7 protein-coding genes are annotated in these 9,478 nt (G+C 69.2%); 5 read left to right on the forward strand and 2 right to left on the reverse strand.

The annotated features are described in order from the left end of the window. Both VN520_RS05395 and VN520_RS05400 read right to left on the reverse strand, forming a co-directional pair. The coding region (locus tag VN520_RS05395; RefSeq protein ID WP_325745682.1) for a glycoside hydrolase family 76 protein at window positions 1-1,350 on the reverse strand (1,350 nt) is incomplete at its 3' end. An 820-nt stretch (window positions 1,351-2,170) separates the two neighbouring features. Further along, window positions 2,171-3,496 carry an ROK family protein gene (locus VN520_RS05400; protein WP_325745683.1) on the reverse strand — a complete coding sequence of 442 codons (1,326 nt, stop codon included), beginning with the start codon at window positions 3,494-3,496 and terminating at the stop codon, window positions 2,171-2,173. 184 nt (window positions 3,497-3,680) lie between these two features. Between VN520_RS05400 and VN520_RS05405 the strand changes: the two genes are divergently transcribed. From VN520_RS05405 to panD, 5 genes are all read left to right on the forward strand, one after another. Next, window positions 3,681-4,997 carry a sugar ABC transporter substrate-binding protein gene (locus VN520_RS05405; RefSeq protein ID WP_325745684.1) on the forward strand — a complete coding sequence of 439 codons (1,317 nt, stop codon included), beginning with the start codon at window positions 3,681-3,683 and terminating at the stop codon, window positions 4,995-4,997. A 14-nt stretch (window positions 4,998-5,011) separates the two neighbouring features. Further along, window positions 5,012-6,007 (forward strand): sugar ABC transporter permease, encoded by a 996-nt coding sequence (locus VN520_RS05410; RefSeq protein WP_325745685.1) that lies wholly within the window; start codon window positions 5,012-5,014, stop codon window positions 6,005-6,007. A 28-nt stretch (window positions 6,008-6,035) separates the two neighbouring features. Continuing rightward, window positions 6,036-6,875: a carbohydrate ABC transporter permease gene (locus tag VN520_RS05415; RefSeq protein ID WP_325745686.1), complete on the forward strand. Its 840-nt coding sequence runs from the start codon at window positions 6,036-6,038 to the stop codon at window positions 6,873-6,875. A 55-nt stretch (window positions 6,876-6,930) separates the two neighbouring features. Beyond that, window positions 6,931-8,292 carry a GH1 family beta-glucosidase gene (locus tag VN520_RS05420; protein WP_325745687.1) on the forward strand — a complete coding sequence of 454 codons (1,362 nt, stop codon included), beginning with the start codon at window positions 6,931-6,933 and terminating at the stop codon, window positions 8,290-8,292. Between the two features lie 302 nt (window positions 8,293-8,594). Further along, window positions 8,595-9,020 carry an aspartate 1-decarboxylase gene (gene panD / locus VN520_RS05425; protein WP_325745688.1) on the forward strand — a complete coding sequence of 142 codons (426 nt, stop codon included), beginning with the start codon at window positions 8,595-8,597 and terminating at the stop codon, window positions 9,018-9,020. Window positions 9,021-9,478 lie beyond the last annotated feature (458 nt).

Genomic DNA, 9,478 nt, shown 5'->3' on the forward strand with positions numbered 1-9,478 from the left:
GTTGCGGTCGCGGTCGTAGGCGCTGTTCGCCCAGCGGGTGAGGGCAGCGGCATAGGGACGGCCGGGCAGCGCGCGGTCGAGGGTGCCGAGCCCGCGGACGTAGGCACCTTTGAAGCTCGGGCCGTCTCCCGTGCAGTCGTCGTTCTCGCTGGGCTCGCGCAGAACGCCATCCGTCTGGAGCCGGACGGTGGAGGCGTCGGCCAGGCCGCGCGCGGTCGTCAGGAGTCCGGCGTCGCCGGTGGCCCGGTGGAATTCGGTCAACGCGCCCAGGAGGACGCCCTGGTTGTACGTCCAGGTGGGCTGGCCGTTGTTGACGCAGTTGTCGTCGAGACCGTCGTTGACCATGCGGTCACCGTTGATCATGCCGCTGTTCCGGAACCAGTTCCATTCTCTCTTCGCCCGGTCCAGATAGGTGGTGTCACCAGGAAGGCGGTTGTGCAGGGCCGAAGTCAGCTGGAGGAAGAGCTCGTTGGTGATGGCGTTCTTGTAGTTGCCGTTCGTGCTCCAACGGACCCCGCCACCACAGGTGTCGTTCCAGTTGGCGTACATGTGGTCCGCGTCGGCCCGCGCGGTGTCGAGATATCGCCGGTCGCCGGTCAGGTCGTAGGCGGCGATCCAGGCCAGGCCCCACCACCCCGTATCGTCGAGGTATTCATTGCGGAACTGTCCTCCCTGCGCGTCGATGTTCTTCTCGTACGTGTCGGCGATGGCGTAGGCATAGCTGCCCATGCCGCTGATCCGGATGTTGTCGATGACGGCCGTCAGGGCGTTGGCACTGGTCCACCAGCCGTTGCCGCCGAAGAGTTTGCTGCCCCGGTCGTACGACATCATCAGGGCGGTGGCCGCCGCAGTACTCCTGCTGCCCGCGTTCCAGGTGGCACGCGCCCAGGGCGTACAGGCGATGGCACCTCCGGCCGGCTGCCCGCAGGCCCGCAGGGCCCCGACGCCCCGGGTGCCCCAGTCGTCGACGTTGTACATCAGGGTCCGCCAGCCCTGCCTTCCGGAGGGCACCGAGGTGTCACCGAGACGGCTTCCCGACTCCCAGGTCCGGCCGCCGTCCATGGACCGGTCGAGCCAGACGTGGTCGCCCGGACCCCCGTTGTCGATGGACGCCCATCCCATCGCGTCCGTGTCGTCGAAGTGCAGCGCGATCGATCGCGAGGCGGCCGTGGCGGTGACAGGAGTGCGGTCCCCCGCACTCAGTCCTGGATCCCGCCCGTCGCAGTACCTGTTGCACACGACCGCCGCCGCCGCGGCGGCGGGGGGCGCCGCCGCTCCGACGGCGAGCAGTGCGGACAGCGATGTCAGAGTGCCCGCGAGGGCGGTCGAAACAGATCTCAGTGGCTTCATGGAGGTAGCTCCCGAAACATCTGGTCACAGTGAGGGCGCTCTGTCGACCGGCGGGGAGCGCTCTCCGACGTTAGCTATTTTGCATGGCCACGTCAATATTTCAGTCGTGCCGACGCATGTGCGACATCCCGTGGGCTGGCCTGATCCCTCCCCGGTCCTCGGCCCCGTGGCCAGGAGGTTCGCCCTCTCTCCCGCGGCAGTTCGCGGGCTGACATGAGTTCGGGATTCCTGAAGCGTCCTCACTGTGCCCGATCGATTCACGGGCGCGCTGAAGGTGAGGAGGCTCGGGCTGGCTGCGCCGGCTGCCGTACGGGACCTGCGCGATGTCCGGCCGCAGGCCGCGGCCGAGGAGCTGGAGCAGTTCGAGGGCGACGTGCCGGCGGGGTTCGTGCCGGCGCGGGCTCGGTGGGACTGGCGGACGGCGCGATTCACGGGGGCCTCGGGCACCTGGAGCAGCGGTCCCGTACGGCGGCTGAGACCTGGTCACCGGTCAGTGCGTCCCAGGGTCCGCGCGGATCTCGCACGTGGCCCCGCATCCGCCGCCCGGGCTCGACGCGGGGGAGTGGTGCCCGGCCCGCATGAAGAGTTCTTCCCTCTTGTTCCCGCATGGAGGCGGGTACGTCATCGGTCACGGGTGAGGGCTGTCCTCACCTCGGCCGTCACCCGTGGCGAAGCCGCTTCTTCGCGGACCCGGCCACGCGGGCACGTCCGGGGGCGGGGTGCGAGCAGCAGGCAGGACGGCCTCCGGCGGCCGTGGCACCGGATCGCTGCCGCCCCGCGAGTGACGGGCGGCGAGAACGCCCCGGCGCGGCACGTCATCTCATCTGTGCGCGGCCCGGTCCTGCAGAGTCGTCTGCCACATCGGAGCCTGCTCCTGAGGGGGTGCGTCTTCCTGACGGCCTCCGCGCTCGAAGAAGTCGGCGAGCGGCAGAGCCGCCGCCCCCACGGTGACGGCGTCCGGTCCCAGGGTGCCGAGGCCGATGTGCACATGAGCAGCCGGATACGCGAGGGCGTACGAGTTCGCGTGGGCCCGTACCGAATCCAGGAAACGAGTGCCGAGCTGGAGCCCGGCCCAGCCCCCGACGAGAATGCGCTCCGGCTGGAAGAGGTTGATCAGGTCGGAGAAGCCCGCACCGAGGTACTCCGCGGTCTCCTCCAGGACGGCCAGGGCCGTGGTGTCGGATTCCGGTCCGGCAGCATCACCTTGTCCGGCCGGATAGGCCGCGGCCAGCATGGCTGTGAGCGCGGTCTCCTCGTCGACGTCCGCGAGAGGCTCCCCGCCCGCCTCCCGCCAGCGCTCCAGCAGCGCCTCCGCGCCCGCGTAGGCTTCCAGACAGCCGAGCGCGCCGCAACGGCAGCGCCGGCCGCGCACCCGCACGGTCAGATGCCCCCACTCGACGGCCCGGCCCGGGCTCATGTCGTCGGTCACCACACACGCGCCCACACCGGAGCCGAACAGCACGACCACGGCGCTCTGCGCCCCGCGCCCGGCACCGAACCACATCTCGGCCTGGCCGAGCGTCTTGGCGCCGTTGTCGATGCAGTACAGCACGTTCTCGGGGAGCGGCACCGACTCACGCAGCAGACGCTCGAGCGGCACCGCGTCCCAGCCGATGGTCTGGCCGTGCACGACGGTGCCGTCCTCGGGAGTCCTGGAGACGATGCCGGGTACACCGACGCCGACTCCGAGGAGCTGGCCGGCCGCGATCCCGGAGCGGTCCAGGACCTCGGTGATGCCTGCCCGCACATGCGCCACCACGACGCCCACGTCGTAGCGGTCGACGCGCCGGGGGCCGTCGAGGGACAGGGGCTTCTCGACGCGCGCGAGTTCGGTGAGGGCGAGGTCGAAGAGTTCGACCCTCACCCGCGTCTCGCCGATGTCGACACCGATCATGTACCGGCTCTGGGGCCGGATACGCAGAAGGGTCCGAGGGCGTCCGCCTGCGGAGTCGACGCTGCCGGCTTCTTCGACCAGCCCTTCGGCGACCAGTTCGGCCACCACGTTGCTCACGGAGCCGGAGCTCAGACCGGTGAGCGGGCCGAGCGAGAACCGGCTCAACGGGCCATCGAAATACAAACGTTGCAATACGGCGGTGCGGTTCTCGCGCCGCAGGTCACGCACCGTCCGGCCGCTGCGTACTTTCACCCTGCCCCCTCTTCCTGAAGCTTCCCTCTGCAACATACCGCCGGGGCACCCCTTGACGCGACCTTCACTTGGGGTTTAACTCACACCCTAAATTAAGCCGTGTGGGTTTGAGGCCGTACGAGGAACGTCGCTCGGGCCCGGCCCCCCGGTGGACATCCGTCACTTCTGAAAGGCCCCTGGAGTCATGCGCAGAATCCGAGCCGCGGCCGTCGGCGCCGTCACCCTCTCGCTCGTACTCACCGCGGCTGCCTGCGGCGGCGGTACCTCCGGGGCGGGCGGATCCAACGAACAGCCGAAGACGCTCACGTACTGGGCCTCGAACCAGGGCGCCAGCATCGAGGTGGACAAGAAGGTCCTGCAGCCCGAGCTCGACAAGTTCGAGAAGGAAACAGGCATCAAGGTCAAGCTCGAGGTGGTGCCCTGGGGAGACCTGCTGAACCGCATCCTCACCGCCACCACCTCCGGGCAGGGGCCGGACGTCCTGAACATCGGGAACACCTGGAGCGCTTCGCTGCAGACGACCGGTGCGCTGCTTCCCTGGGACGAGAAGAACTTCGAGGCGATAGGCGGCAAGGACCGCTTCGTCGAGTCCGCCCTCGGCTCGACCGGTGTGCAGGGCGAGGACCCGGCCGCCGTGCCGCTGTACTCCATGGCCTACGCGCTCTACTACAACAAGAAGATGTTCGCAGACGCGGGCATCCAGAAGCCGCCCACGACCTGGGACGAGGTGGTCGAGGCCGGGAAGAAGCTGTCCAAGGACGGCAAGTGGGGGCTCGGCGCCGAGGGCTCCAACCTCTCCAACAACATCCACCAGGTCTTCGTCCTCGCGAAGCAGCACGGGGCCGACTTCTTCACCGCCGACGGCAAGGCGGACTTCACGTCCGACGGGGCGGTGGCGGCCGTCAAGCAGTACGTCGACCTCATGGCCAAGGACAGGATCATCGCGCCCGGCAACGCCGAGTACGCTCAGAACCAGTCCCTCAGCGACCTCGCCAAGGGCAGGACGGCCATGGTGCTGTGGCAGACCGCGGCCGCCACCTTCGAGTCCCAGGGCATGAAGAAGGACGAGTGGGGCGTCGTGCCCGCCCCGGTCCAGTCGGGCGAGCCCGGCACGGGCAAGGGCACGAACTCCATGGTCGCCGGCATCAACCTGGCCGTCTTCAACAACACCAAGAACATCGACGGCGCCAAGAAGTTCGTGGAGTTCATGACCAGCGACGAGGAGCAGAAGGTCCTGAACAAGGCCTACGGCTCCATCCCGCCGGTCAAGGCCGCCCAGGACGACGACGCGTTCAACACCTTCGCACTGGCGCCCCTGCGGGAGACCCTCGCCACCAGTGCCACCGCCCTGCCCCAGGTCCCCGAGGAGTCGCAGTTCGAGACCGTCGTCGGCACGGCGGTCAAGGAGCTCTTCGCCGACGCGGCCGCCGGACGTCCGGTGACGACCGCATCGGTCAAGGCGAAGCTCGAAAAGGCCCAGCAGCAGATGCCGAAGAAGTGAGCACGGACACCACCATGACCACAACCGCCGCCCCCGTCCCCGGCGAGCGGACAGCAGAGAAGGAAACCCCCGGAGCGGCGCCGCGCAGACGCCGCTCCGGGCGGCTGCGCAAGATCGGCCTGCCCTACCTGCTGCTGCTCCCCGCCCTGCTCCTCGAACTGCTGGTCCACCTGGTGCCCATGATCATCGGCATCGTGGTCAGCTTCCGGCAGCTCACCCAGTTCTACATACGGGACTGGACCACCGCGCCGTGGGCCGGTTTCGACAACTACGCCGTCTCCGTCGACTTCGACGCCCCGGTGGGCGAGGCGCTGGTGCGGTCGTTCCTGACCACGTGCCTGTTCACCCTGCTGTCGGTCGGGCTGTGCTGGTTCCTCGGTACCGCCGCCGCGGTCTTCATGCAGGAGACCTTCCGGGGCCGAGGCTTCCTGCGCACGCTCTTCCTCGTGCCGTACGCGCTGCCCGTCTACGCCGCCGTCATCACCTGGGCGTTCATGTTCCAGCGTGACAACGGCATCGTCAACCACGTCATCCACGACCAGCTCGGCCTCACCGACAGCCCGCCGTTCTGGCTCATCGGCGACAACGCCTTCGTCACGCTCCTCGTCGTCTCGGTGTGGAAGGGCTGGCCCTTCGCCTTCCTCATCATGATGGCCGGCCTCCAGAACATCCCCCGGGACATCTACGAGGCGGCGGCACTCGACGGCGCCGGAGTGTGGCAGCAGATCCGCCGCATCACCCTGCCGTCACTGCGACCCGTCAACCAGGTCCTCGTGCTCGTGCTGTTCCTCTGGACCTTCAACGACTTCAACACGCCGTTCGTCCTGTTCGGCAAGGCGGCACCGGCGTCGGCGGACCTGATCTCCATCCACATCTACCAGTCGTCCTTCCAGACCTGGAACTTCGGCACCGGGTCCGCGATGTCGGTCATGCTGCTGCTGTTCCTGCTCGTCGTGACCGGCCTCTACCTCCTGTTCACATCCCGAGGAAAGCAGGCCGACCATGCCTAGGACCGCACAGCGTAAAGCCCCTTCCCCGATGGCACCCCCGCAGTCGTTCCTGTGGGTGCGGCGGATCTTCCTGGCTCTCCTCACCGTCTTCGTGGCCCTGCCGGTGTTCGTCATGGTCACCAGCTCCCTCAAGCCGCTGGAGGACGTGACCGGGAAGTTCGAATGGATTCCCTCGGGCCTGACCATCAGCCCCTACTTCGACATCTGGGACACGGTCCCCCTCGCCGACTACTTCATGAACTCCCTGATCGTCGCCGGGACGGCGACCGTGTGCTCCGTGGTGATCGCGGTGTTCGCGGCCTACGCGGTGAGCCGCTACACCTTCCGCGGCAAGCGTGTGTTCACGGTGACCGTCCTCTCGACACAGATGTTCCCCGGCATCCTCTTCCTCCTGCCGCTGTTCCTCATCTACGTGAACATCGGCAACGCCACCGGCATCGCGCTGTTCGGGTCGCGGGGCGGCCTCATCCTCACCTACCTCACCTTCTCCCTGCCCTTCTCCATCTGGATGCTGATCGGGTACTTCGACTCGGTGCCCCGGGATCTGGACGAGGCGGCCAAGGTGGACGGCTGCGGTCCGCTCGGCGCGCTGTTCCGGGTCATCGTCCCCGCGGCGATCCCCGGCATCGTCGCCGTGGCCGTCTACGCCTTCATGACCGCCTGGGGCGAAGTGCTCTTCGCCTCCGTCATGACCAACGAGACCACCCGCACCCTCGCGGTCGGCCTGCAGGGCTATTCCACGCAGAACGACGTGTACTGGAACCAGGTCATGGCCGCCTCCCTCGTGGTGAGCCTGCCGGTCGTCGCCGGGTTCCTGCTCCTCCAGCGCTACCTGGTCACCGGCCTCACCGCCGGCGCCGTCAAGTAGCCGCGCCTGCCACCTGTCCCACCCCCACCGCCTGCACGACTTCTGCGAGGTACCTGTGCCCGAACCGATAGACCTCGATCTGGCCGCCTTCCCCCGGGACTTCGTCTGGGGCACGGCCACGGCCGCGTACCAGATCGAAGGCGGCGTCGCCGAGGACGGCCGATCCCCTTCGATCTGGGACACCTTCTCCCACACCCCGGGAAAGGTCGCCAACGGTGATCACGGCGACGACGCCTGCGACCACTACCACCTGTGGCCGGAGGACATCTCCCTCATGAGGCGGCTGGGCGCCGACTCGTACCGCATGTCGACGGCATGGCCCCGCGTCGTGCCGGGCGGGAACGGCCCGGTCAACGCCCCGGGGCTCGACTTCTACGACCGGCTGGTGGACGGCCTCCTGGACGCGGGCATCACCCCCAACATCACCCTCTACCACTGGGACCTGCCCCAGGCCCTGCAGGACCGGGGAGGGTGGACGGCGCGCGACACGGCCGAGCACCTGGCCGCATACGCGGCTGTCGTGGCCGGACGGCTGGGGGACCGGGTCACCCGGTGGGCCACCCTGAACGAACCGCTGTGCTCCGGATGGATCGGGCACCTGGAAGGCCGGATGGCCCCCGGACTGACCGACCTCACCGCGGCGGTCCGGGCCTCCTACCACCTGTTGCTCGGCCACGGGCTGGCCACCCAGGCGATCCGCGCCGCGGTGCCCGGGGCCCGGATCGGACTGGTGACCAACCACTCCACGATCGAGGCCGCGTCCTCCAGCCCCGAGGACCTCGCGGCAGCCATCCGCATGGACGGGCACACCAACCGCTGGTGGCTCGACCCCGTGTACGGCCGCGGCTTCCCCGCCGACATGCGGGAGCTGTACGGAGTCCGGCTGCCCGAGCGGGCGGGCGACCTGGAGACCATGGCCACCCCGCTTGACTGGCACGGCCTCAACTACTACTTCCCGGTCACCGTCGCCGACGACCCCGAAGGCCCCGCCCCGTACGCCCGGGAAGTCCGGCTGCCCGACGTACCGCGCACCGGCATGGACTGGCAGATCGACGCAGGCGGCCTCGAAGCGCTGCTCATGCGTCTGACCGACGACTACGGCGTAGGCCGCCTCTACGTCACCGAGAACGGCTCCGCCTTTCCCGACACCGTCGGCCCCGACGGTACGGTCCACGACCCCGAGCGGAGCGGTTACCTGGAGCAGCATGTGGCAGCGTGCGCACGGGCCGTCCGCAAGGGGGCGCCGGTGGCCGGGTACTACGCATGGTCGTTGCTCGACAACTTCGAGTGGGCCTACGGCTACGACAAGCGCTTCGGCCTCGTCCACGTCGACTACCCGACGCAGACACGCACCATCAAGAGCAGTGGCCACCGGTACGCGGACATCATCCGTGCGCACCGTCGTACTCATGCCTGACAGCACCTCGTAGCACACATGCGCAACCACCCACCCCTGTCACCGGCCGGGCCGCCCGTGCCAGGGGTGGGGTCCGTCGAGAGAAGAAGTGCGACGACCCGAGCGGTCTCCCCGGGGCCTGCCGGCCCATGGACGCCGCCCGGGCCTTCCTCCGCCACGTCCTGACAGCCCTCGCCCGTGACGGACCCCATGCCACCGGGCGGGAGGCGCGGGACCATGGCCTCGCCGACGGCATGCCGGTAAAGTGATGAACGCCCTTGACCTGCAGAAGCAGGCAGGGAGCCACCTTCTAGGAGTGCTGAATGCTGCGCACCATGCACAAGTCCAAGATCCACCGGGCCACCGTGACCCAGGCCGACCTGCACTATGTGGGATCCGTGACGGTCGACGCCGATCTGATGGACGCCGCGGATCTGCTGCCCGGCGAGCTCGTACACATCGTGGACATCGACAACGGCGCCCGCCTCGAGACGTACGTCATCGAGGGGGAGCGCGGCTCCGGCGTCATCGGGATCAACGGCGCTGCGGCCCACCTGGTACACCCCGGGGACCTGGTCATCCTCATCAGCTATGCCCAGGTCGACGACACCGAGGCCCGTGCTCTGGTGCCGAGGGTCGTGCACGTCGACGCGGGGAACCGCATCATCGCCCTGGGGACCGACGCGTCGGCCCCCGTGCCGGGCACCCGGACCGAGCGCAGTCCGCAGGCCGTGCCCGCGCGGAACTGACCGGACCGCGCGCCCGCCGTACGAGGGCGGCGTGGGCCGCGCCCTCGTACGGCGGGCGCGGGGGCCATGCCATGGCGGCCCGTGTGGGAGTTCCGGGACAGGAGCCGCAGAGCCCACGTATGGACTCGGCAGGCGAGGGCAGCCGCACGGGGAGACGGTGGAGATGAGATCCACTCGTCCTGTTCGCCGCAGTAGGAGGACCGAGATGACGCACCCGAATCCCGACCCCGTGCCGCCCGCGCCGACGCCCCCGCCCGTGCCCGGGCCGCCGACACCGGTGCCCTCCCCGCCGCCTGTACCGCCAGGCCCTGTGCCGCCCGGCCCCGCGCCCGACCCGATTCCGCAGCCGCCGGACCCGAACCCGGGACCGGTACCCGGACCGGAGCCCTCGCCCCAGCCGGCGGGGTGAGCCGTAGGCTCCGGAGGGGCGCCCCGCGCAGCCCCTGAGCGCGCCGGTG

The organism is Streptomyces sp., from assembly GCF_035563135.1.
Taxonomy (GTDB): Bacteria; Actinomycetota; Actinomycetes; order Streptomycetales; family Streptomycetaceae; genus Streptomyces.